Origin of the sequence: Arcticibacter svalbardensis MN12-7 (genome assembly GCF_000403135.1) — a bacterium.
In the GTDB taxonomy this organism is placed as follows: Bacteria; Bacteroidota; Bacteroidia; order Sphingobacteriales; family Sphingobacteriaceae; genus Arcticibacter; species Arcticibacter svalbardensis.
The window spans coordinates 59,961-84,418 of record NZ_AQPN01000049.1 but is presented as its reverse complement, the minus strand read 5'-3'; the positions used below and the strand labels follow the sequence as shown (position 1 = coordinate 84,418).

Here is a 24,458-nt window from a genome sequence, read left to right as displayed (position 1 = left end):
AATTTATTTCTCATCTAAGCATTCACTTATTTAATGAAATAACACAAAACAATCATCGCTGTGTGATTCACACTCATCCCATAGAACTTATTGCCATATCTCATCATCATGTATTTGGCCATGATGAGGATGCATTGAACAAAGCGGTATGGAGCATGCTTCCTGAAACCAGGGTGTTTATTCCTCGGGGGATCTGTATTACACCTTATGAACTTCCTGGAAGCGAAGCTCTTGCTAATCTTACTATTAATGGCCTGAAGTATAGGGACGTTATTTTGTGGGGCAAACATGGTGCTTTGGCTACAGGTGTAGATGCGCATGAAGCTTTTGATTACCTGGATGTGGCCAATAAAGGAGTATTGATCTATATGAAATGTCTTCAGGCTGGCTTTATTCCTGAAGGCCTGACAGAAGAAGAAATGAAAGGTCTTGAGATTTTTATTTAAAATGTATGAAGCATCACTTTTTAGCTATTGATCTTGGTGCCGAAAGCGGTCGCCTGATCTTAGGAACTCTTAATTCGAATAGACTTGACCTTAAAGAAATTCATCGCTTTTGTAATGGAATGTTACATATTCGGAATAAGTATTACTGGAATATTGGGCATTTGTACGATGAAATCATAAAAGGTATTGAGATCTGTGTAAAACAGGAGCAGGTACAGCCCGAATCCATTGGTATTGATACATGGGGCGTTGATTTTGGATTACTTACAAAAGACGGTACACTTTTAGGACTTCCTTATGCCTATAGAGATTCTCGTACTGCAAATGCTATCGAGGAATTTACTTCATCTTTTTCGAAAGAAAGGATATATGAATTAACAGGGACTCTTTTTGCTCCTTATAATACCCTTTTTCAGTTATATGCTGCAAAAAAACAACATGTAGAACTTTTAGATGGAGCTGCCAATCTCCTTTTTATACCTGATCTTCTCGCATATTTTTTGACTGGTGAAAAGCGGACTGATACCTCCTTTGCCAGTACAACACAGTTATATAACCCTAAAAAGAAATGCTGGGAAGAGGAACTATTTAGTGCTTTAGGAATTCCTTCAGCCATTATGCCGAAAATTGTTGAGCCGGGATCGATAATAGGTGTATTGGAAGATGAGATATGCCGGATCACTTTTAGTAAAAAAATTCCGGTGGTTGCGGTTGCTACGCATGATACCAATTCAGCAATAGCAGCTATTCCTGCTTCGGGTGATAACTGGGCCTTTATAAGTTCGGGTACTTGGTCTTTGATGGGTGTTGAGTCTCCAATTCCACTGCTCTCTGAAAAAACTCTGAGTATGAATTTCACTAATGAAAGTGGAGTGGGTGATACTTTTAATATTCTTAAGAACCATATGGGGCTTTGGCTCTTGCAACAATTTAAAAAAAGTTGCTGTAATAACTCACTCTCTTATCAGCAGCTAATTGAAATGGCCGAAGTTGCTCCTGCGTTTTTGTCGATAATTGACATAGATGATCCTTCTTTTTTAAATCCACCGGATATGTCTGAAGCAATTGTTCAATATTGTTTGAAAACTGGACAGCAAATTCCAATTAGTCCGGGTGAATTTACAAGAATAATTATTGAATCACTGGCTTTAAAGTATAAAGAAACTATGGAGCAGATCATTGAAATTACGGGTAGGTCAATTAATGAAATATATATTACAGGAGGTGGTATAAATAATCAGTTATTATGCCAGTATACATCAAATGCTACTACAAAAACTGTTAAAACTGGACTGGCTGAAGGAAGTGCGGCTGGTAATATCATGGTTCAGGCTCTTGGATTAGGGTATGTTCAGTCTCTTGGTGAAATGAGACAAATTATTGCAAATTCAACAGACATTAAAGTCTATCAACCAGTTGACACTCTTACATGGGATCAAGCTTATAATCGTTATAAAGTGATCAGTGTTCTTATAGAACAAGATCTCCCCCCTTTATCATAAGAATTTAAATCAACTAATTTTAACTAAACTAATATGAACAAGGATTTTTTTAAAAATGAACCAGTAAATCGTTTAAAAGGAAGTAACCCTAAGATCGGAATCCGACCAACCATTGATGGGAGGAGAAAAGGTGTAAGGGAGTCTTTAGAGGCTCAAACCATGCAAATGGCATTAAATGCTGCTAAGTATCTTACAGAAAATCTTAAGCATGCCGATGGCACTTCAGTAGAGTGTATAATAGCTGATTCTTGTATAGGTGGAGTAGCAGAAGCTGCAATGGCTGCCGAGAAGTTTAAACTTAATGGAGTAGCAGTGTCATTAACAGTTACACCATGCTGGTGTTATGGCAGTGAAACGATTGATATGGATCCTTTTATGCCCAAAGCAATATGGGGGTTCAATGGAACTGAAAGGCCTGGAGCAGTTTATCTTGCGGCAGCACTTGCTGGTCATACTCAGAAAGGCCTTCCAGCATTCGGCATTTACGGACACGAAGTTCAGGATATGGGAGATAATAATATTCCTAGCGATATTGGTGAAAAGCTGATACGTTTCGCGAAAGCAGGTTTAGCAATAGCTACCATGAAGGGCAAATCGTACCTATCTATCGGTTCTGTTTCTATGGGAATTGCTGGTAGTATTGTAGATGATCATTTCTTTAAAAATTATCTGGGCATGCGCAACGAGTATGTTGATATGACAGAAATTACAAGAAGAATTGATGAGAATATCTTTGATCGAAAGGAATATGAAAAAGCTTTAATATGGGTGAAAAAGTATTGCAAGGAAGGTTTTGACTTCAATCCTTTAGAATTGCAGCAATCAAGACAAAAGAAGGATGAAAATTGGGAGTTTGTTATAAAAATGACCATCATTGCTCGAGATCTTATGGTTGGTAATCCAGTTCTTGACGATCTTGGTTTTGGAGAGGAAGCATTAGGTCATAACGCTATAATTTCTGGTTTTCAAGGTCAAAGGCAATGGACCGATCATTTTCCCAACGGAGACTTTTTGGAAGCAATACTAAACTCTTCCTTCGACTGGAACGGAATCCGCCAGCCTTACCTTGTGGCAACTGAAAATGATTCCCTTAATGCGGTAGTCATGCTTTTTGGACATTTACTTACCAACACTGCCCAGATATTTGCTGATGTCAGAACTTATTGGAGTCCTGAATCTGTTAAAAGAGTAACCGGATATTCCTTATCCGGACTGGCTGAAAATGGTATTATTCATCTTATCAATTCTGGTTCTGCCACTCTTGACGGTACTGGTCAGGAAATGTTAGACGGGAAACCAGCCATGAAACCTTATTGGGAAATTGAAGAGAGTGAAGCCCAAAAATGTCTTGAAGTTACAACTTGGTATTCTGCTAGTGCTGAGTATTTTAGAGGAGGAGGTTACTCATCAAATTACCTTTCAAAAGGAGGTATGCCTATGACGATGTCTAGAATTAATCTAGTTGCGGGTATTGGTCCGGTTTTACAAATAGCTGAAGGGTTTAGTGTTGAATTACCAGCGGAGGTCCACGAAGTAATTGATAATCGCACAGATAAAACTTGGCCTACTACCTGGTTTGCGCCTATTTTGAACGGTAAAGGGTCGTTTACTGATGTATATTCGGTAATGGCTGCCTGGGGTGCCAATCATTGCTCAGCAAGTTACGGTCACATCGGTGCGGATCTTATTACCCTTGCTTCTATGTTAAGGATTCCTGTTTGCATGCATAATGTGGATGAAGAAAAAATCTTTAGACCGAGTAGTTGGAGTGCCTTTGGATCAGATAAGGAAGCTCAAGATTACCGTTCTTGTGCCAATTATGGACCTCTCTATAAATAATTGCAAGGAACAAGTTTGCAAAATTTACAACTGAAACATTTCAAAAATAATGGCTGGTGTATACTTGGTACACTGGCCATTATTTTCAATTATTCCCGTTGAACAAATCTTAATTATTGCTACGATATAAATTTAAGATTGTTATATAAATGAATTGCGGCTGAATATGCTGATAAAACTTATATATGAGGAGTCCTTCATTTAATATTTATAAACAGCTTTCTAAAGTTGATTATAAATATTACATTCCTTGTGTCCCTGGTTCTAATCCAGGTGGTACCACAAAAAAAAGGTCTTTTTCGCTTAGAAACAGGCCTTTTTTCGTAATACATCGATACTTTCCATTTTGTTGTTGACAAGCACCTCACGGCTAAATCTATTCTCAAAGATGCTATCTGAGCCATATGAGGGGCCGCTTTTTTTTCGGTTAAATTAGTCCGTTATAATTTGGGTCATATTCCACAATCCATTCAATGCCATATTTGTCTCTAAACATTCCAGCGTATGTACCCCAAGGACTGTCACCAATTGGCCCTTCAATATTTCCGCCTGCTGATAGTCCGTTAAAAACTTTGTCTGCTTCTTCACGACTTTCGGCACTAATTGATATTTTAGATCTGTTTTCGTTTTCGTTTACGCGGCCCATAACTTCCGGAACATCATTGGCTATTAACACATTGTGTTTTCCTATAGGCAAAACAATGGTCATTATTTTATTTGCTTCGTTTTCTTCTACCGGAAATTCAGGGCTTGATAGGTCTTTGAAACGAATGACCTTTGCGAAATCTCCGCCAAAAACTGATTTGTAAAAAGTGAATGCTTCTTCAGCATTTCCATTAAAGTTGATCCAGGGGTTGATTGTTCTCATAACTTTATATTTAAGATTTTAATTTTTCTGATCACGCTATTCAGTATTATCGTTGTCAATGTGATTGATAATTTGCTTTTTATAATTTCTGCGATAAGGCTGTTAACAGATTTTCCAGGTTCTTTAATGTTATGGTAAACCCGATTTTAAAGCCTTCCAATAATTTTTCCATTCGTTCAAACGATTCATTAAAAATGGTGATACTCACTTTTGTTTTGCCATTTTGTTCGCTGAAAATATAATCCCATTCAGAACCAGGCAATTCTGGATTTTCGTCTTTGTCTGCAAAAGAGTTATACATTTTAAAATTTATTTTCGGAGTAATGGATGTATATCTCTGAATTGACCAACGCTCTTGTCCGTCGGGACTTATCATCGCATAAAATCTTTGCCCTCCAATTTTGAAATCCATATACTTAGTTTTGGCGCGCATTGGTGCAGGCGCTCCCCATTGGTCCAGTAGTTCTGGCTTAGTAAAAGCATCCCATACTAAAGAAAGACCGGCATTAAATTCTCTGGTTATCAATACCGTTTTCGCTGGTTTGTCAACATTAAAATCAAATAGCAAATCGTTGTTCATTTTTTCTGTTCTTTAATTGTTGATAATAGATCATCAAGTTGATTAAATTGAATTTCCCAGTTTTGCCTGAATTGGGCTAACCAATTGTCAAATTCTTGCATTTTCTTCGCATTAAAGTGATAATATATCTCCCTACCGCTCTGCTCAGGTTTAATCAATTCGCATTCTTGCAATACTTTAATATGTTTTGATACTGCTTGGCGGGTCATATCAAATTTTTCCGCCATTGCGTTTGGTGTTAATGCCTGGATAGCGATTAACGTTAAAATAGCCCGGCGTGTTGGGTCTGATATGGCCTGGAATATATCTTGTTTCATTCTTGATTATTAACTGCGCAACCTTAAGGTTGCAAATATATGTGCAACTTTTGAGTTGCGCAAGTATATTTGAATTTTTTTCGAAAAATTATGACGGGAAGTTTACTCATAATTGGTATTGGTTTCAATAACTAACAAACCGTGTTCCTTTGAAAAGGGTTAACTATTCCTTAAGTTTCTTTATGAATTATATTATTTTGGAAGTGTTGGAGATTTGGGAGCAGGCCGTGAAAGCGTTACCTGATGCGTTAAGTGAGGAATTTAGAAGGGCTAAAATTTTACTGACTGAAGATAAGGATAAAGGCACCATCCATTGGCATTTTAAAAAATCACCTATGGAAAATAATCTTATATGATATACTTGAAAGAAGTAAATTAAAGCGGTTCATCATGCATTCTTAATTAATCAAAGCACCACCTGTATATTAAAAATGATAGAACTGGTTTTGGACCATTATATTTTTTCGCTAACTTTCATTATCGATCAGGTAGATAGGAAGAATTCTAAGTACTGGACATGGGGATGCTAGCCAGTAATATCTTTATGAAGGAAGCAATAAAAAACGAATCTTACTAACAATATAGATAACAATTAAATACTACTATGAGAAAGCTGGTTTTATTTATGCACGTATCGCTCGATGGTTTTGCCGCAGATGCAAACGGCGGGCTGGATTGGATTTCTTATGACAGTGAATTGCAGCATTATGCTGACGGAATAGTGGCTACTGTTGGTTCTCCTGTATATGGACGGGTAACCTATGAATTGATGGTAAGTTACTGGCCTACAGTGCTCGATAATAGCGATGCAAGCGAACGTGATAAGGCACATGCCCAATGGGTAGATAAAGCAACCAAAATTGTGTTTTCCAAAACCATGAAAAAAGCAGAGTGGAATAACACTATAGTTATAAATGATAACATTGCAGAAGAAATATATAAGCTTAAACAACAACCGGGGAAAGACCTTGTGATATTTGGCAGTCCCGGACTGGCGCATTCGTTTATGGAGCTTGATTTAATTGATGAATACCAGCTTACGCTTAACCCGGTACTGTTGGGAAGTGGTATTCCTGTATATCAGGACATAAAAAACAAAACCAATCTTAAGTTAGTAAAAGCAACATCATTAAAAAGCGGAGTAGTGGGGTTACATTATGCGCGAGCGTGAGATTCGAGTATCAAAAAATACTCCCAGTTTCCAGTGCATCAGGATTTGTAATGCAAAATCTATCATAAGTAGACCGAGATGATTTCTGTGTCTATTTAACATCATTTGCTAACTTTATCACAGCACCATTTGCTAACTTTATTCCGACAGTATTTAATAAATTAAGCACATTGGGAAAAGGCTAGGCTTAATGAAGAGTTTGCAGAAGCATTATAGATTGCTAAAAATAATCCAGGACATTGATACTATCGCAATACATACTAAAGAACTTCCCAATAGGTTGTATAGAGAACTTATTTTCGGTAAAATATATATAACGGATATGAATTGCTGTAAAATGTATAATTATTCAGAATTACAGTAAAAATGTATCATTACCGAAGTGCTTTGCGCAATATGAGCAGGCACAAGTTTATTTCATTTATTAATATTTCGGGCTTAACGATAGGACTAATCTGCTGTTTGCTGATCCTTATTTATATTATTCAGGAGGTATGTTATGATCGGTTTAATGCCAATGCCCAAGATATTTACCCTGTAACCCGTAGTTTTAATAGTGCTGATGGTGTTGTTAATTTAAATTTGGGTACGGTAGCGCCGCCATTTGGTCCACTACTTAAAAATGAGTTTCAAAAGTTAAGCGTTTTGTTTGGATTGATTTTAATGACAATGGGGATGCCGGTAATGATGGCTATTCTTGGTGCAGACTTGAGTAAGGTACCTGATTATTGGAATCTTGTTTTTCCAGTGATGCTTTTCTTCTTCTTTGCATTTGCCTGGAGGGTACTTAAATATTATGATAAAATACTTGAAAAAGCCGAAGACATTCTTTCTGATTTGAATAAATGAGGTGATGACTGACCCTTCCCTACGACATAATTAACTTGTTGGATATTTGATAATAAGCCTATATTTATAGACCTAAAATATCGAAATGGAAATTGTAAGTATTGCTTTGTTAATTGCAATTGTTTATTTACTTCAAAAGAATAAAAGCCATTACACCAGCCGAATTGAGCGGTTGGAAGTTCGTATTATGGATCTTCAAAAATTGCTTCAGCAGAATGTATTCAGTAAACCTGCGGAACCAACTAGTACTGCTCCAGTTAACAAACCGGAGGAAGTTAAAAGACCTCCTGATCCTCTTCCAATACCCAAAGTTGCAAAAGATCAGGGAGAGGTCATTGCAAACTCGCTTGAAACTATTCCTAAACCTGTAAAAGCTATTGGTCGCCCTGTACCACAGAGGCCTGCATACAAGGCCCCTGAACCGGAGCTTTCGTTTTTTGAACGCTATCCTGATCTTGAAAAATTCATTGGTGAAAATCTGATCAACAAAATAGGTATAGCCATATTAGTATTAGCTATTGGCTTCTTTGTGAAATATGCTATTGATAATAACTGGGTTGGTCCGGTTGGTAGAGTAGCTATAGGAGTGGTTTTCGGTGGTATATTAATTGGGATAGCACATCGTATGCGGAATTCTTATAAAGCATTCAGTTCTGTACTGGTTGGTGGTGGTCTGGCTATTTTGTATTTTACCATCACATTAGCTTACCACCAATTCCATTTATTTAACCAGCTTACATCTCTTATTATCCTCATAGCAATTACCTGTTTTGCCGTTGTATTATCATTATTATATGATAAACAGGAGCTTGCTGTTATAGCGTTAGTGGGTGGTCTTTCCAGTCCATTTATGGTAAGCAGTGGTGAGGCTAATTATGTAGGCTTGTTTACTTATATCGTGTTATTAAACGTAGGCATGTTGGTTATCGCTTACTACAAGAGTTGGCGTATCCTCAACGCAACGGCATTTGGCTTAACGGTTCTTGTTTTCTGTCTGATACTTTCTTCTTTGACCGGACCAACTTATCTGACCGGTTTTGTATATGCCAGTATTCTTTACCTGCTATTTTTCTGGATTAATGTGGCTAATAATATCAAGGAAAATAGGCAATTTATTGCATCAGATTTTAGCATCTTGCTTGTTAATACATCACTTTACTTTGCAGCGGGACTTTACTTGCTAACCGTAATGCATCATGAAAATATGCGTGGCCTATTTTCTGTCAGCCTGGCCGTCATTAACTTACTATTATCATTTGCACTGTTTAAGAATAAAAGGGCAGATAGCAATATATTATATTTGCTCATTGGGATCACACTTACCTTTATCTCTCTTACGGCGCCAATACAATTAAATGGGCACTACATAACCATGTTTTGGGCTGCCGAAACGGTATTGCTGTATTGGTTATATCTTAAATCAAAAATTCAATTGATGAAGCTGGCTTCCTTGATTATTTGGGCTGCAATGATTATAAGCTTGTTAATGGATTGGGGCTACTTATACCGCTCATCTGCATTAACCCTTAACATTATTGCAAACAAAGGTTTTATAACCACTTTGATGACTGCTATAAGTTCTTATCTGATGTATTTACAGATCATTAAGGACGAGAATAAACAGATTTATCAACTGGAAATTCCGGCTGATGTTTACAGATACGCTTCATTTATATTGCTTTTTATGAGTGGACTATTAGAGGTTAATCATCAATTTTTAAACCGTTATCCAAACACCGATCTGAATGTTTTGTATCTGTTATTATATGTGCCGGCATTTGTTTATGTTTTTTATTTTATATCCAAACGAATAGGGCGCATATTACAGCCATGGATCGTTAATGCGGTCATTATAATGGTTTGTGTAGCGGTCTATCTGCTAAGTATTTCTATAATTTTTAATTTGGAATATGTGGCATTGGTGGGGCATAAATTATCAGCTAATCATTTTTATGCGCATTTCTTAGGAGCAGTATTTATGGCTATACTGCTTTATCACTTGGTTCTTACACTAAAGGATAATTTAGGTGATGATGTGAAACAAATTGCAACCTGGATATGTTCGGCTGTTATTGTAACCTTTCTGAGCTTGGAGATTTGTTTAGCATTTAACCTTTTGTTTTATTCTCCAACAACTTCAATTGATAGGATAGAGACAGTATACGTTCAAGTAGGTCTACCAATACTTTGGGCTTTATGCTCATTCGCACTCATGATATTGGGTATGCAACTCAAAGTGCAGACTTTACGTATTATATCGCTAACGCTCTTTTCAATCACATTAGTAAAGTTGTTCGCGTTTGATATACAAGGCATACCGCCGGCAGGTAAAATAGCCGCCTTTTTCTGTCTGGGCGTTATCTTACTCATTATTTCGTTTATGTATCAAAAAGTTAAAAAAATATTGGTTGATGGTGATAAAAAAGAAGCAGATGTATAAGTTTTCATTTACGCTTGTACTGATCACATGTACTTGTTGCCTTTTTGCGCAGCAAACCTTCAAATTTAAATCTGCTATTGAGAAAGTTGATTCAACAGCGTTTTATCGCATTGGTTTATCTCCAGCTCTACTGACAAAATCCGATCCTGGGTTATCTGACATTCGTCTGATAGATGGGAACGGCAAGATGGTGTCTTTTATATATGGTAACCAGTTGCCGGTTAAAAACGAAAGAAGGTTTATGGAATTTGCTCAGGTTAAAAATATTAAACAGGCCGATAGCTTAACCACTTTTATAGTAGAAAATAAGGTTAGTCGTACCATCAATCAGCTAAGTTTACGCCTGCGAAATACCTCAGCGGAACGTTTATTTACCTTATCAGGAAGTGATGATTTAAGTGACTGGTATGCAATTAAAGAGAACGTCCCTCTTTCGGGCGTATCCGATAATACGCATATGGAAATATATGAACTGGTGATTAATTTCCCTGCTAATAGCTATCGGTATTTGAAGATAACTGTAAACAACCGCCGTAAGGAACCAGTAAATATATTGCAGGCGGGTGTATACCAAACTCAACCAATTACTCCCCTCTATACTGAATTGATTGGGACAAATTTTCATCAAAGGGATTCGGGAAAACTAAGTAAAGTTATTATTCAACTTAATGAGGTCTACCCTGTAAATAAAATCAGTCTGACCATTACCGGTTCTAAATATTTTAAACGGAGTGTTAGCATTTATGCGTTAACAGGCAAACAACGTGATTTTATAGCTGATACATTACTCAGTTCTGCCCCAACTAATGATATTTTTATCACCACAATAGCTAAAACTATTGAATTGGTTATTTCGAATGACGATAACCCACCACTGTCTATTAAGGCTATAGAGGCATTTAGTTTGAATCAATCTATTATCGGATATTTAAATAAGGGACAAAGATATAGTCTGCTATTTGGTGATTCGTTAGCTGTGGCTCCAAATTACGATCTTAAATTTTTCGCGGATAGTGTTGAGCGCAATCTAGTGCTTTTAAAGACAGGTAACATTGGTGCTAATCCGTTATATAGTCCTAAAATTAAAGCTGATCCCCTTTTTCCTGTCTGGTCTATTTGGGTAGGTATAGCCCTTGTTCTAGCTGTTTTAGGTTTACTTACTTATAGAATGGTAAAAGAGATCGACAAGAAAAAAGTACGGTATAAGTAAATTTATTAGAAACTTAACCTAAAGGTTATATTATATTTACGCAAGGAAAATTTGGGCGTTATATTTTAGTAATATATATATCTTCCTATATGAACCCAGAAAATTTACTTAAAAAATTAAGTCGCAGAAAATTCTTACGTAATTCAGTTATTGCGGCAACAGGGATTGTTTTATTACCATCAGCCATATTAAGCTGTAAAAAGACTGATGATGACAATGAAGTTTTTGAAGGACAGGGTTTTAATGAGGGAGTTGCAAGTTTTGATCCTTCTCAGGATAAGGTAATTCTGTGGACGAGATATACGCCTGCCGTTCAGGAACAATCAAAGCCGACGATCGTTCTCGATGTTGCAAAAGATAAGGATTTTAATACTGTAGTAGTCAGTCAATCGGTGGAAGTAGATACGAATAGTGACTACACCGTATATGTGGATGTAAGTCAGTTGACGTCAAACACGAAGTATTACTACAGGTTCAGAAACGAGAAGACCAAAGCGATTTCTGTAACTGGAGAAACGAAGACATTGCCTGCTACAGGAGAGGTTTCCGAAGTTAAACTAGCCGTTGTTTCCTGTGCCAATTTCCAGGCAGGTTTATTTAATGTTTATGGTGCAGTTGCAGAGTCTGATGCAGATGTTGTTGTTCATTTGGGTGATTATATTTATGAATATCCAGTAGGTAGTTATGGATCAAATGCGTCAACCGTAGCATTGAATCGGCTGCATCAACCAGCAGGGGAAATTATTAAAGTAGAAGAGTACCGTGAAAGGTACCGTCAATACCGTAGTGATGAACAACTGCAAAAAGCGCATCAGTTAAAACCGTTTATTTGCGTGTGGGATGATCACGAAATTGCAAATAATGCCTATAAAGATGGTGCTGAAAATCATCAGGCGAATGAAGGCGATTTTAATACACGGAAAATGAGCGCCATCCAGGTATGGCATGAATACCTGCCTGCACGGGTACAAGATAACGCAAAGATCTATAGAGGTTTTGAGATTGGCGGTCTCGTCAATTTGATGATGCTGGATACCAGAATCATAGGAAGAGACAAACAGTTAGACTATGCGGATTATCTGACATCTTCTGGGCTGAACAGTACTAAATTCTTGGCAGACTGGCAGAACCCGCAACGTACCATATTAGGACAGGAACAAAAAAGCTGGCTTGTTTCGAAAATAAACACGAGTACTTGTAAGTGGCAGGTACTTGGTAACCAGGTTTTGATGGGGAAAATGTTTATTCCTGCAGAGCAGCTTTTGTTGACAGCACAAATTTCTTCAGGAAGCACCGATCCTGCTTTGTTAGCACAATATAATAAGGTGGCTTTAGAGCTTGTTACTATCAAAACCCGCATGTTACAGAATGACCCGACATTGACAGCCGCTGAAAAAGCAAGAGTTCAAACGGTATTGCCTTACAATTTGGATGCTTGGGATGGGTACCCTGCTGAGCGGGAAATGATCTATGCAGCAATTCCCGGTAAAAAGATAGTTTCATTGGCAGGTGATACGCATAATGCCTGGTATTCTGTTTTGTCTGATAGTAACGGCAGAAAAGTAGGAGCTGAATTCGCAACTTCTTCAATTACTTCTCCTGGTTTTGAAGCTATCTTTGGGAGTAATCCCCAAACAATTACAGCATTTGAGCAAGTAAATACATTACTGATTGATGATCTTCAATATGTTGACGCTTCTAAAAGGGGTTATGTGATGGCTGCTTTTACAGCGAATGAAGCAAAGGCGGAGTGGAGGTATGTAAGTACTATTTTGAGTAAAAGTGCACTTACAGTTACTGGTAAAACAGTTATGGAATCGTAGGTAGATAGAATCGCTTTTATATCGTTTGAGGCGATTGCTGCAGTCAATCTAGATGGGCCTATTAACTAGAATAATCAATAGCTTTAAATTTTATTAGTTATAATTGTCACATTCCTCAATTATAAAAATAAATGAAAAAGCATTTTCTTCTTTTTATATGCCTGTCTATATTGATTGGTAACCTATCCGCACAGGTTCCTCATAACTTTTGGGAAGATATTCAAACAATCAAAAAATATGATCAGATCTACCAAGTGCCGGAAAATCCAATTCTTTTTGTTGGAAGTTCTTCTATTCGGAAATGGGATGATTTACAAGTGGTATTTGGTAAGTACAACGTAATTAACCGTGGTGTAGGTGGAACTGTTATCGATGACATCGCCTTTTATATTGATGACCTTATATTTGCTTATAAACCACGGCAAATTGTGTTATACGTTGGTGAAAATGATCTGCCTGCTGAAAACAAAACACCTGACACCATCTTAAACAAAACGATTACATTGTACAAATTGATCCGTACAAAACTCCCTGACGTCCCACTGATTTATATCGCTATGAAGCCAAGTCCATCACGTGATAAATATCTTGAAAAATGTATCAAAACCAATAGCTTGATTAAAGGTTATTTTGAAAAAGAAAAGAATGTGACTTTTGTTGACATTGTTCCGTTAATGCTCAAAAATGGTAAGCCGAGACCTGAATTATTTCAGACAGATATGCTTCACATGAAACCTAATGGTTATGCTGTTTGGGAAAATGCTATTGAACCACATTTGCTGAAATTTAAAAAGTAAATAAAATTGATTTTTATCAGTAAAGGGATACATCTTCCTTTACTACTTTTCCAGCTTTGACTTTTAAAACGGTACAAACCACTAATCCCATCAGCACCATCACCATGCTAAATGGAAATATGTACTCCATGCCAAAGCTTTTTGCGACAAAGCCAACCAAAGGTCCTGTAATACCAAGGGAAATATCTATAAATACACCATAGGCACCTAAAGCCGCTCCTTTATTTGAGGCCTGAACCCTGCTTACAGCCTCTACACCCAAAGCGGGAAATACCAAAGAAAAGCCTAAGCCGGTAAGCGCAGCGCCAAAGAGTGCCTGATCAGAACTGGTTGCCAGCCAAAGTACCAGCATCCCCAAACTTTCAACAGTCAGGCACACTATACTGACTTTGATCCCACCATATTTGTTTATCGCACTTGCAAAAAAGAGTCGTCCTACTATAAATAATACACTAAAAGCAGTAATACAGGAAGCGGCCTGATCCCAATGCTGATAGGCATAATACAGCGTAATAAAGGTGGATAAAGTGCCAAAACCTATTCCTGCTAAAGCTAGCCCGGCACCATAAGGACTAACGGACTTAAATACTTCTAAAAAAGATTTTCCAGTATCATCATGATAGCCTTGAAGGGCGGGCTTCAAAAATGCAGAGCCAAGTCCTATAAGGCCAATCAGGATAGTTAATGCTCCGATACTCCAGTTTCCTAAACTGATTGACATCCAGATGCCTAATGGTGCTCCTATTGCCAATGAACTATAATTCGCTATCCCATTATACGAGATCGCAGTTGCAGTATGTTTTTCCCCAACATGAAGCATGGCCCAGTTAACAGGACTTGCTCCAACCATTCCTTCCCCACAACCTGTTAATAACCGGGAGAAGATTAATATAGTTAAACTCAGTCCCGGATTGTGGTAGGTCAAAAAAGATACGATTAAAAGTATACCGGCAAGTATAAAACACAGCATACTGGTAATAACAGCTGGTTTGGGACCTCTTCGGTCTACAATATTTCCGGCGTAAGCACGCATGAAAAGGGTCATGATGTATTGCACACTGATTACCGCCCCTGCAATAATTGTATTGTAGCCTAATTGTACATGTATGAATATAGGCAATACGGCAAGGGTTAGACCTATAGAGAAATAGCCATAAAAGGTAAGGGAAACATAATTTGCAATTATTACATTCGTTTTTTCAGATAAGGCTGAAAGGGAAAACTTTTTCATGGTGATAGATGTGCCTCTTTGTAGTAGAGTAATGAATAAGCGCAAATGTAGCGGTATTTTTATTCACCAGAAAGCTAATAGCGGTCTTAAATGACTAAGTTTATCCTCTCGTTTTTCAAAGAAAGGAGTGTATAAAAAAAAGATGTTATTGATACTTTTAAACAAAATATGAAAAACCTGATACTTACTGTTTGTTTACTGTTGATCGGGTATATCGCTTTTCCTCAGAATAAGCGGGATTCAGTGTATTCACGGCTTAATGAAGTGATGGATAACCGACCATTTTATACGGCCAATAAGGAGGGACGGATTCTAACTTTAAAGCAATTATTGAATATAGGCAAGTTGTCATCTCAGCAGATCTATGATATCAATATGAAGCTGAGTAATGAGTATAAAAAGTATAAATCAGACTCTGCTGTCTTTTATATTAAAAGAAATATAACAATTGCCAACAAGCTTAACAACCCCAAGCTCCGTAATAAAGCTGATATTGAATTAGCATGGTTGTATTCAACAGAGGGTTTGTACATTGAATCTAAAGGCTTGCTGGACCATATAGACCGGTCTACTTTAACAGCTGACCTCCTTCCCAACTATTTTGAATGTTATAATGCATTTTGCAGTAATTATGGACAGAGTAATAACTATACGGTTTATTACACTAAAAGCGAATTATATCGCGATTCTCTATTAACAGTGCTCAATCCTAAGTCTTTAAATTATCAAATAGCATATGCCACCAAAATTCTTTTCCAGGGGCAAAAACAAAAAGCGGAGAAGTCTCTCCTCTCGTTATTGGATAAAACCACCGATAAAAATCCAGAACGTGCAGTAATTGCCTATTTATTAGGAGTTATGTATAAGGATGAAGGAAATGTAGAATTACAGAAAAGGTATTTTTCAATTTCCGCTATCACAGATGTGGAGAATTCTATTAAGGACAATGCTTCACTTCAAAGTCTTGCACTTACCTATTATAAAATTGGTGATATTGATCTGGCGTTCAAATTTATTGAAGCAGCAATAAATGATGCTATATTTTGCAACGTTCGGTATAGAACTATAGAAACTTCCTTTTTTTATCCTATTATAAATGCTTCATTCCAGGAGAAGCAAAGTAAACAGAGGATGGAACTTCGCTTGTACCTTATTTTAATCAGTATCTTATCTCTCTTTCTGATTGCAGGCATCATGTATGTCTACAAGCAAATGAAAAGGGTGTCGAAAATTAGAAAGGAATTGCATAGCACCAATAAGAAGTTAAATAAGCTGAACCGGGATTTGCAACATGCAAACGATAATCTATTTGAATCAAACCATATTAAAGAAGAATATATTGCTCATTTCTTTGATCTATGTTCTACTTATATCGACAAGATGGAAAACTACCGTAAATCTTTAAATAAGAAGGCCACCAATAATCAGATGGATGAATTGTTTAAGGAGTTAAAATCTACGGTTGTTGTAGAAAGTGAACTAGAAGAGTTGTACAAAAGCTTTGACAGTATCTTTTTGAATTTGTACCCCACTTTTGTCAAAGATTTCAATGTATTGCTTACTCCTGATCAGCAGATCTTACCTAAGCGAGGTGAACTATTGAATACCGAACTACGGATTTTTGCATTGATCCGCTTAGGTATTACAGATAGTGTAAAAATTGCAAGTTTCTTGCGGTACTCCTTAAGAACGGTATATAATTACCGGACTAAGGTTCGAAACAGAGCGGTTGATTCGCGTGATGAATTTGAAGAAACGGTGAAAGATATTGGGACCTTAATGCGGAATCGATAAGAAATATCTTCTAAAACAAGTACTTTTTTCATTATACAAAAAAGGCTAACTGCTTATAAATAAGTAGTTAGCCTTTTTTTTTAGGTACTTATTTATTGCAATGAAAATATTGGAGCTTTTATGTATCTACATTTGAGAGACAAAAGGAAATACTAACGCTTTTGTAAACCAATATTATCAACCAGTTAATTAACCATTAAATCATGAATCTATGATGCTTTTATTTACAAAAAGACTTTTCTATCTTTTTATTGTTTTTGGGTGTGTGTTGTCACTTCCTGTCTTTGGCCAAAACAATTTAAGGGTTGAAGGTACGGTGACTGATGCTAATACCGGGGAAACTCTTATTGGTGTTTCAGTCACTAAGAAAGGAACAAAAAATGGAATATCAACAGACGTTAACGGACGGTATATCCTCTCAGATGTTCCTGTAGGCACCGTATTAGTGGTTTCCTATATCGGATATGAGGTAAAAGAAATACCAGTTACCTCCGGCAAATTGGATATCAAACTGAGAGTTTCTAGTAATGTATTGGAAGATGTTGTTGTTATCGGTTACGGTTCAGTGAAACGTAAGGATGTTACGACGGCCATATCCAGTGTGTCTACCAAAGACCTGGACCAACGTCCTATTGTATCAGCCGCTCAGGCCATACAGGGAAGAGCGGCCGGTGTTTCGGTCATTCAACCAAATGGTACTCCCGGAGCTGAAATGTCCATCCGGATCCGCGGTACAACTTCTTTTAATGGAAGTAATGATCCACTTTATGTAGTAGATGGGGTACCTGTCGATAATATCAATTTCTTGTCGCCTACTGATATTGCGAGCATGCAAATTCTGAAAGATGCCTCCTCTGCGGCAATCTATGGTTCCCGTGCTGCCAATGGTGTCATTCTTATTACCACTAAGTCAGGAACAACAGATGGAGCTAAAATTTCCTTGAATGCGCAGTACACTCAAAACAAAGTAACGAACGAAATCCAATCACTTAACGTAGCTCAATACCGGGATTTGCAAAGCGAGATAGGTGCTGTTGTTTTGCCGGATGGCCTGACAGATCAAACAAATTGGTTTGATGAAACCTATACAACAGGGGAACTGCAGAACTATCAGTTATCGATATCAGATGGTACCGAAAAACTGAAATACTATCTTTCAGCTGGTTACCTGGGTGAAAACGGAGTTTTGAATTCTTCGTTTTTCAAACGGTATAATTTTCGTGCAAATATTGATAATAAGGTACGTAAATGGTTGACTGTTGCTGCGAATGTGAATTACGCTGATAATATAAGTAACGGTGTCTCCACAGGTACTGGTGCTAATCGCGGAGGAGTGATACTTTCTGTTATTAATACACCTACTTTTGCACCAATATGGAATCCTGACATTCCTACTCAGTATTATGATAATTTCTATGGAGTAAACGTTACGAGCCCGCTTGAGAACTTGGCCCGGTCCGCAAACAATAAAGCCAGAGAAAATAGATTAATTGCATCAGGAAATGCATTGATCACTTTTATGCCTGAGCTTACTTTCAAATCATCCTTAACAATGGATAGGAGAAACGGGTTGAACACTACTTTCCTTGATCCAATATCCACAGGTTGGGGCCGTAATCAATTTGGAACGGCTTCTGACACCCGTAATATGAATACGGTATTAACATTTGATAACGTGCTGACGTATACGAAGAGCTTCAACAAACATGGCATTGAAGCAATGGCAGGTTCATCATCAACCGAATCTTTGTATGAAAATAATTATATAAATGGTTCAAATTACCGTAATGACCTGATCCAAACCCTGAATGCCGCAAATAAGATTGCATGGGACAATACTGGATCCGGAGCATCAGAATGGGCTATTATGTCCTACTTTGGTCGTATTGCCTATAATTTTGACAGCAAGTATTTATTGACTGTAAATATGCGTAAAGATGGATCTTCAAAACTACATCCCGATCATCGCTGGGGTTATTTCCCTTCAGTGTCCGCTGCATGGCGCATGTCTTCAGAAGATTTCATGGACGGAATGGATTGGCTTGATGATTTAAAACTGCGAGGAGGTTGGGGACAGACAGGGAATCAGTCAGGTCTTGGTGACTATGCTTATTTACAACTTTATAATATTGGACGTGTAAATTGGGCTGTAGTAGGGCAGGAACAAGCAGTTCCTACCATTTCGCCAGCAAATTTACGTACAAAGGATCTGACCTGGGAAACGACCACTCAATCTAATATAGGTCTTGATTTCACTGCATTTAAAAATCGCTTGACCGTAAATCTTGATTATTACAACAAGAGAACAACCAACATGTTGATGAATGTTTCCATACCTGCAGGTGCCGCTGTATCAAACACAATCATTCGAAACGAAGGTGAAATGGTCAATAAGGGTTTTGAGGTACTCGTAAATACCCTAAATATGAAAGGGGCATTCTCATGGAATACCGATTTTAATATTTCCTTTAACAAAAACAAGCTTGTAAGCCTGGAATTGCAAAAAATATATAATGCAGCGACAACTAATGAGGTAGTGGGCCAAACGGTTGTACGTAATGAACCTGGACGTGCTTTGGGTGGATTCTACGGTTTTATCAGTGATGGTGTAGATCCTGAGACAGGAGAATTGATATACAGGGATTTAAATGGGGATAATAAGACTTCTGTATCAGACAGAACCTATATTGGAAATCCTAATCCTGATTTCATTTTTGGCTTAACCAATTCATTTTCCTATAAGAATTTTAATCTGAGTGTTTTTCTACAGGGTTCTTATGGCAATGATATCTACAATGCTTCAAGAATGGAGACAGAAGGAATGTATGACGGTAAAAATCAATCCACAAGAGTGCTTAATAGATGGAGAGTTCCAGGTCAAATCACTGATGTACCGAAAGCTCTTTTTGATTTGAAAAATTCAACTTATTTTATTGAAGATGGTAGTTACTTACGTGTCAAAAACGTTTCTCTGTCCTACAATATAAAAGGAGAGGCATTGAGGAAACTTAAGATTAGCCGTTTGCAGCCTTACCTTTCGGCAAGTAATCTTTTAACCTGGACTAATTACTCAGGGATGGATCCTGAAGTTAATCAGTATGGAAATAGTGGTGCAGTACAAGGAATAGACTGGGGAACTTATCCACAGAGCAAATCGTTTGTGCTTGGTATTAATGTTGAATTTTAAAATTTAAACCATATGAAACTTAAATATATATTTCAAGGCTTAATCTGTGGCGTCTTATTCATCGTTGCATCTTGCTCATTGGTAAAAGATCCGCTGGATACCTATTCAGATGTAACAGAAGGTGTTGACTCGGCTGGGGTTAATGTTGTATTCAAAGATAAGGCTGCTGTACTGAGCCATTTAACGACACTTTATAATCAAATGAGAGACCGCCAGGAACACTGGTATCTCGATCTTCTATTGGTAGCTGAAGCGCACTCAGATAATGCGTATGCGGGAACTACAGGAGCTGAGGTAGTACCTTTCGAAAACAACTCAATTGAAGGCTCGAACACGGTTATGAACAGAGACTGGAACAGGTATATGGAAGATGTTGCCCGTGCGAACAGATTAATTAATAATGTAGACTCTGTAGTAGACAACTCATTTACCAATACTCAAAGGGAAGAGATCAAAGCGCAGGGTAAAATCTTCAGAGCAATGGTTCTTTTTGATATGGTTCGTCTTTGGGGATCAATTCCTGTGATTACAAAAGAAGCAGGAGATATCACTTCGGAAACCATAGGAGATGTCTATGGTGATTACTTTCCTGCACAAAATACACAGGAAGAAGCTTACCGCCAGATTGAAAAAGATTTGCTCGAAGCTTTAGTTTCTGCTCCAAACAATAACGCGACCAATAAAACGCTGTTTACTAAATCAGTTGCCCGCACATTATTAGCTAAAATATACGCTGAAAAAACGCTCAGAGACTATTCCAAAGTGATCCAATACTGTGATGCAATTACAGCAGATGGCTTTGATTTGGTAACTGATTATAGTGATCTGTTTGGCATGAACGCAACAAAGACTGATGCTAAAGTTAGAAATACCAAGGAGTCTATACTCGAAGCGCAATTCTTCACAGGTGGAGGAAACTGGGTTACCTGGATGTTAGGACGGGATTTAAGCAATTACGGCAATAGCTTTACCTGGGCTAAGTGGATCACTCCTTCACGCAATCTGATTAAAGCATTTCAGGATGAAGGTGATCAAACCCGCTATTCCGAATCGATTGTGTACTATCAAACTACCTGGAGCAATTATTATCCTGCCATCAATTACCCTTTCATGTACAAAACAAGGTCGGCATACAACAGTATCATCAAATTCAGATATGCTGATGTTCTTCTGCTTAAAGCTGAAGCACTCATTATGGGTACTAGCCCAAATTTATCTGCAGCAGCCGACATCATTGACCGGATTCGTTTACGTGTAGGTTTAGCAAAACTACCTACATCTGTTCGAGGTAATAAGGATGCCATGTTAGACGCACTTTTAAAGGAACGTCGTTTAGAATTGGCTTTTGAAGGTCAGCGTTGGTTCGACTTAGTTCGCTTAGATAAAGTAGAGACCGTGATGAACGCTGTCTTTGCTAAGGATTCAGGAAGAAAAACACTCGTATACAAATTTAATACAGACTCTTACCTTTTACCTATACCTCAGGCTGTAATGGACCAAAATCCTAATCTGGTTCAAAACCCTGGCTATTAATATAATCAATATGAAGAAGTATACCGAAAATTTAAAAAGCGCAATACTGGCTATTTGCCTTTTAAGCTCCATATTAACGGCTTGCGGTACGGATAAAAGTACAACAGAACCAATAACTCCCGATCCGGTTGCGACTACAGGAGATGTGACCATTTATGTTACAACCAATAACCGTTCGTCTGATTTTGCTAAAAAGTTTGTTGATTTTAGTAAGACCTCTAATATGTCGCCAACCACGATCACTTTAGATCCAACCACGACTTATCAAACTATGGATGGTTTCGGTGCCGCTATAACAGGTTCTACTTGTTATAACTTGCTAAAGATGGCACAGGCTGACAGGACCAAATTCTTAAAGGAAACTTTCTCTGAAACTGAAGGCATGGGACAAAGCTATATCCGTATTGCAATTGGTTGCTCTGACTTCTCTTTAAGTGAGTACACTTGTTGGGATACTCCAGGGATAGAAAACTTTGGATTGCAAAATGAGGAGAATAACTATATCATCCCCATTTTAAAGGAAATCCTGGCAATCAATCCGAATATTAAGATCATAGCAGCTCCATGGACTAGTCCCCGTTGGATGAAGGTGAATAATCTAACTGATTTACAACCCTTCAATTCATGGACAAGTGGACAGCTTAATCCTATATATTATTCGGATTACGGTACCTATTTTGTAAAATGGATTCAGGCAATGGCTGCAAAAGGAGTCACAATAAATGCCGTCACTCCACAGAATGAACCATTGAACCGGGGTAATTCTGCATCCTTATACATGGGTTGGGAAGAACAGCTGGCTTTTATTAAAACTGCTTTAGGACCTAAGTTAAAAGCAGCCGGTTTGGCTACTAAAATCTATCTGTTCGATCATAATTATGATTACGATAAAGTCGCCTCTCAAAACGACTATCCTGTAAACATATACAAGGATGCAGCAGCTGCCGCTTATGTGGCAGGTGCTGCCTACCATAACTATGGAGGCGACAAAGCAGAACTGTTAGACATCCATAATCAACGTCCTGATAAAGATCTGATTTTTACGGAAACTTCTATTGGAACATGGAATGATGGTCAGAACTTGTCTACCCGCCTGATGGATGATATGCAAGATGTAGGTTTGGGTACGATAAACAATTGGAGCAAGGCTGTGATCGTATGGAACTTGATGCTTGATACGGAGCGTGGTCCAAATCGTGAGGGCGGATGTCAGACTTGTTATGGTGCTGTAGATATCAATAAATCTGACTACAAAACGATCACTAAAAATTCGCACTATTACATTATCGGTCATCTTTCAGCGGTTGTAAAACCTGGAGCGGTGCGAATTGGTGCGAGTGGATATTCGGCAACTGGTGTTACTTATTCTGCTTTCAAGAATACAGACGGAACCTATGCATTTGTCCTGCTTAATAACACCACTGATGTAAAGAATATCACCTTAAGTGACGGAGTAAAACACTTCAGTTATAGTGTACCATCAAAATCAATTGTTTCCTATCGTTGGTAATAAAAAAGAATATTAATATGAAAACATATCTATATATATTATTCGTAGTATCGGGGACGATTTTTTTCAACTCCTGTAAGAAAGATGAAGCCCAATCTGCTGGCAATCCAGTGGTTGATTCTCCAACTCAATATACCCAGGGAGCCCTGTTTGGCGACAGTTTGCAATTCAAGGTCAATGTATCTGATGCAGATGTTCCACTGTCTACAGTGAAAGTTCAATTGTTTTATAGCGACGAAATGGTTTCAGAGACCGTTATACGTACTAAAACAAATGGTGAATATACAAGCAAAATTTACATTCCTTATTATGCGAATGTTCCGAATGGTACAGCAACATTGAAATTTGTGCTGCAAAATATTCATTTAACCATTACCGAAACATCATACGATTTACCATTAACAAGACCTGATTATCCTTACCTGACTTTAGTTACGGAAGATCATGAATACAGAATGGACCGTAAAAGTTTATACAATTACGCTGCTACCCAAGTATTCCCGTTCACTGTTAAAGGTTACATTAAGGCACCTGCAGTTGGGACATACGGAAATGAGATTACATTTGGTTGGGAAGATAATGCTGTTATTAACGGCTCAATGACCAATATTCCTTTCTCTAATTCATCATCAGGTACTTATTCAATTGTATTTAATACCTTTAATTATCAGGCAGCTCCATTTATTATCGCTTATGCCGTAAACGGTAACGTGTTGAGTCGGGTTGATGATAATAATTTCAAGGCTGATTTAGCACTGACAAAAGGCCAGGAAGTAACCATTGATGGTATCGAAGATTTGGCTAATTGGTGGATCGATCCTGATTACTTCAGTAAAGATGCAAGTGGTAAATTGACTTTCCTTCCTATTACCGGGAACTACCGTATAACCGCAAACTTTACAATGAAGTACTTCATTGTTGAAGCCTTAAACGGAACGGCTCTGGCAACTTTGCAGAATGATGGCACTGGCGCGATGTGGATTATTGGCGAAGGAATCGGGAAACCTTCTGTAGCTACAAATCAAGTTGGCTGGACTACTGAAAAGGCCCTTTGTATGGCTCCAATAGGAAATAAGAAATATCAGATGACCGTAGTGGCCGGTACTACTGTAAAGGCTGACGTAATTAACTTCAAGTTCTTCTATCAAAAAGGATGGGGAGGTGAATTTAAAAATACAGGTTTAACTACGACGAGTACTCTCCTCTTTATAGGTGATGGTACGAATGGCCGCGATTCAGGGAATTTAGGAATTCCTACTGGAACCACTCTCGAAACTGGGGCTACTTATGTCATAACAGTTGACTTAAGCGCTGGAAACGATAAAGCAGTAATGACCGTTGTTAAAAAATAAGCAATAGTA

19 protein-coding genes are annotated in these 24,458 nt (G+C 37.8%); 15 read left to right on the top strand and 4 right to left on the bottom strand.

Annotated features, from left to right (window positions below; all coding sequences use genetic code 11):
* From ADIARSV_RS06295 to ADIARSV_RS06285, 3 genes are all read left to right on the top strand, one after another.
* Positions 1-446, top strand: a 446-nt coding sequence (locus ADIARSV_RS06295; protein ID WP_040299294.1) for a class II aldolase/adducin family protein, incomplete at its 5' end; no start/stop codon positions are given.
* A gap of 5 nt (positions 447-451) precedes the next feature.
* Positions 452-1,948: a rhamnulokinase gene (locus ADIARSV_RS06290; RefSeq protein WP_016194595.1), complete on the top strand. Its 1,497-nt coding sequence runs from the start codon at positions 452-454 to the stop codon at positions 1,946-1,948.
* Positions 1,949-1,981: 33 nt separating this feature from the next.
* On the top strand, positions 1,982-3,787 hold the full coding sequence (locus tag ADIARSV_RS06285; RefSeq protein WP_016194594.1) for an L-fucose isomerase: 1,806 nt from the start codon (positions 1,982-1,984) through the stop codon (positions 3,785-3,787).
* 427 nt (positions 3,788-4,214) lie between these two features.
* On the opposite strand, the gene ADIARSV_RS06280 is transcribed toward ADIARSV_RS06285, so the two are convergent.
* The 3 genes from ADIARSV_RS06280 to ADIARSV_RS06270 form a co-directional block, all read right to left on the bottom strand.
* Positions 4,215-4,655 (bottom strand): VOC family protein, encoded by a 441-nt coding sequence (locus tag ADIARSV_RS06280; protein WP_016194593.1) that lies wholly within the window; start codon positions 4,653-4,655, stop codon positions 4,215-4,217.
* A gap of 79 nt (positions 4,656-4,734) precedes the next feature.
* A complete protein-coding gene (locus ADIARSV_RS06275) occupies positions 4,735-5,235 on the bottom strand; it encodes an SRPBCC family protein (protein WP_016194592.1) in 501 nt (166 codons plus the stop codon).
* The gene (locus tag ADIARSV_RS06270) at positions 5,232-5,552 is read right to left on the bottom strand and encodes an ArsR/SmtB family transcription factor (protein ID WP_016194591.1); all 321 of its coding nucleotides are present in this window, start codon (positions 5,550-5,552) and stop codon (positions 5,232-5,234) included. The genes ADIARSV_RS06275 and ADIARSV_RS06270 overlap by 4 nt, the downstream gene beginning before the upstream one ends.
* A gap of 182 nt (positions 5,553-5,734) precedes the next feature.
* Between ADIARSV_RS06270 and ADIARSV_RS21810 the strand changes: the two genes are divergently transcribed.
* From ADIARSV_RS21810 to ADIARSV_RS06240, 7 genes are all read left to right on the top strand, one after another.
* Complete coding sequence (locus ADIARSV_RS21810) at positions 5,735-5,908, top strand: hypothetical protein (RefSeq protein WP_160166644.1); 174 nt, start codon at positions 5,735-5,737, stop codon at positions 5,906-5,908.
* A 248-nt stretch (positions 5,909-6,156) separates the two neighbouring features.
* Positions 6,157-6,723 carry a dihydrofolate reductase family protein gene (locus tag ADIARSV_RS06265; RefSeq protein ID WP_016194589.1) on the top strand — a complete coding sequence of 189 codons (567 nt, stop codon included), beginning with the start codon at positions 6,157-6,159 and terminating at the stop codon, positions 6,721-6,723.
* Between the two features lie 366 nt (positions 6,724-7,089).
* A complete protein-coding gene (locus tag ADIARSV_RS06260; protein ID WP_040299274.1) occupies positions 7,090-7,572 on the top strand; it encodes a hypothetical protein in 483 nt (160 codons plus the stop codon).
* 85 nt (positions 7,573-7,657) lie between these two features.
* Positions 7,658-10,012: a DUF2339 domain-containing protein gene (locus tag ADIARSV_RS06255; protein ID WP_016194587.1), complete on the top strand. Its 2,355-nt coding sequence runs from the start codon at positions 7,658-7,660 to the stop codon at positions 10,010-10,012.
* Complete coding sequence (locus ADIARSV_RS06250; protein ID WP_016194586.1) at positions 10,005-11,222, top strand: DUF3999 family protein; 1,218 nt, start codon at positions 10,005-10,007, stop codon at positions 11,220-11,222. The genes ADIARSV_RS06255 and ADIARSV_RS06250 overlap by 8 nt, the downstream gene beginning before the upstream one ends.
* A gap of 89 nt (positions 11,223-11,311) precedes the next feature.
* Positions 11,312-13,045 carry an alkaline phosphatase D family protein gene (locus ADIARSV_RS06245; RefSeq protein ID WP_016194585.1) on the top strand — a complete coding sequence of 578 codons (1,734 nt, stop codon included), beginning with the start codon at positions 11,312-11,314 and terminating at the stop codon, positions 13,043-13,045.
* Between the two features lie 131 nt (positions 13,046-13,176).
* A complete protein-coding gene (locus ADIARSV_RS06240; RefSeq protein ID WP_016194584.1) occupies positions 13,177-13,842 on the top strand; it encodes a GDSL-type esterase/lipase family protein in 666 nt (221 codons plus the stop codon).
* Between the two features lie 16 nt (positions 13,843-13,858).
* On the opposite strand, the gene ADIARSV_RS06235 is transcribed toward ADIARSV_RS06240, so the two are convergent.
* Positions 13,859-15,073, bottom strand: coding sequence for an MFS transporter (locus ADIARSV_RS06235; RefSeq protein WP_016194583.1), 1,215 nt, complete (start codon positions 15,071-15,073; stop codon positions 13,859-13,861).
* Positions 15,074-15,241: 168 nt separating this feature from the next.
* Between ADIARSV_RS06235 and ADIARSV_RS06230 the strand changes: the two genes are divergently transcribed.
* The 5 genes from ADIARSV_RS06230 to ADIARSV_RS06210 all read left to right on the top strand — a co-directional run bounded on the left by ADIARSV_RS06230 (position 15,242) and on the right by ADIARSV_RS06210 (position 24,449).
* Positions 15,242-16,867 (top strand): DUF6377 domain-containing protein, encoded by a 1,626-nt coding sequence (locus ADIARSV_RS06230; RefSeq protein WP_016194582.1) that lies wholly within the window; start codon positions 15,242-15,244, stop codon positions 16,865-16,867.
* A gap of 211 nt (positions 16,868-17,078) precedes the next feature.
* A complete protein-coding gene (locus ADIARSV_RS06225; RefSeq protein ID WP_016194581.1) occupies positions 17,079-20,054 on the top strand; it encodes a SusC/RagA family TonB-linked outer membrane protein in 2,976 nt (991 codons plus the stop codon).
* A gap of 12 nt (positions 20,055-20,066) precedes the next feature.
* The gene (locus ADIARSV_RS06220; protein WP_016194580.1) at positions 20,067-21,587 is read left to right on the top strand and encodes a RagB/SusD family nutrient uptake outer membrane protein; all 1,521 of its coding nucleotides are present in this window, start codon (positions 20,067-20,069) and stop codon (positions 21,585-21,587) included.
* Between the two features lie 10 nt (positions 21,588-21,597).
* Complete coding sequence (locus tag ADIARSV_RS06215; protein ID WP_016194579.1) at positions 21,598-23,097, top strand: glycoside hydrolase family 30 protein; 1,500 nt, start codon at positions 21,598-21,600, stop codon at positions 23,095-23,097.
* Positions 23,098-23,114: 17 nt separating this feature from the next.
* A complete protein-coding gene (locus tag ADIARSV_RS06210) occupies positions 23,115-24,449 on the top strand; it encodes a DUF5125 domain-containing protein (RefSeq protein ID WP_040299271.1) in 1,335 nt (444 codons plus the stop codon).
* Positions 24,450-24,458 lie beyond the last annotated feature (9 nt).

Excerpts from the sequence above, each read along its gene's own strand:
- ADIARSV_RS06250 (WP_016194586.1), top strand. The coding sequence starts at position 10,005 with ATGTATAAGTTTTCATTTACGCTTGTACTGATCACATGTACTTGTTGC.
- ADIARSV_RS06265 (WP_016194589.1), top strand. The coding sequence starts at position 6,157 with ATGAGAAAGCTGGTTTTATTTATGCACGTATCGCTCGATGGTTTTGCC.
- ADIARSV_RS06230 (WP_016194582.1), top strand. The coding sequence starts at position 15,242 with ATGAAAAACCTGATACTTACTGTTTGTTTACTGTTGATCGGGTATATC.
- ADIARSV_RS06220 (WP_016194580.1), top strand. The coding sequence starts at position 20,067 with ATGAAACTTAAATATATATTTCAAGGCTTAATCTGTGGCGTCTTATTC.
- ADIARSV_RS06225 (WP_016194581.1), top strand. The coding sequence starts at position 17,079 with ATGATGCTTTTATTTACAAAAAGACTTTTCTATCTTTTTATTGTTTTT.
- ADIARSV_RS06270 (WP_016194591.1), bottom strand. The coding sequence starts at position 5,552 with ATGAAACAAGATATATTCCAGGCCATATCAGACCCAACACGCCGGGCT.
- ADIARSV_RS06215 (WP_016194579.1), top strand. The coding sequence starts at position 21,598 with ATGAAGAAGTATACCGAAAATTTAAAAAGCGCAATACTGGCTATTTGC.
- ADIARSV_RS06210 (WP_040299271.1), top strand. The coding sequence starts at position 23,115 with ATGAAAACATATCTATATATATTATTCGTAGTATCGGGGACGATTTTT.
- ADIARSV_RS21810 (WP_160166644.1), top strand. The coding sequence starts at position 5,735 with ATGAATTATATTATTTTGGAAGTGTTGGAGATTTGGGAGCAGGCCGTG.
- ADIARSV_RS06280 (WP_016194593.1), bottom strand. The coding sequence starts at position 4,655 with ATGAGAACAATCAACCCCTGGATCAACTTTAATGGAAATGCTGAAGAA.
- ADIARSV_RS06275 (WP_016194592.1), bottom strand. The coding sequence starts at position 5,235 with ATGAACAACGATTTGCTATTTGATTTTAATGTTGACAAACCAGCGAAA.
- ADIARSV_RS06285 (WP_016194594.1), top strand. The coding sequence starts at position 1,982 with ATGAACAAGGATTTTTTTAAAAATGAACCAGTAAATCGTTTAAAAGGA.
- ADIARSV_RS06240 (WP_016194584.1), top strand. The coding sequence starts at position 13,177 with ATGAAAAAGCATTTTCTTCTTTTTATATGCCTGTCTATATTGATTGGT.
- ADIARSV_RS06260 (WP_040299274.1), top strand. The coding sequence starts at position 7,090 with ATGTATCATTACCGAAGTGCTTTGCGCAATATGAGCAGGCACAAGTTT.
- ADIARSV_RS06245 (WP_016194585.1), top strand. The coding sequence starts at position 11,312 with ATGAACCCAGAAAATTTACTTAAAAAATTAAGTCGCAGAAAATTCTTA.
- ADIARSV_RS06255 (WP_016194587.1), top strand. The coding sequence starts at position 7,658 with ATGGAAATTGTAAGTATTGCTTTGTTAATTGCAATTGTTTATTTACTT.
- ADIARSV_RS06290 (WP_016194595.1), top strand. The coding sequence starts at position 452 with ATGAAGCATCACTTTTTAGCTATTGATCTTGGTGCCGAAAGCGGTCGC.
- ADIARSV_RS06235 (WP_016194583.1), bottom strand. The coding sequence starts at position 15,073 with ATGAAAAAGTTTTCCCTTTCAGCCTTATCTGAAAAAACGAATGTAATA.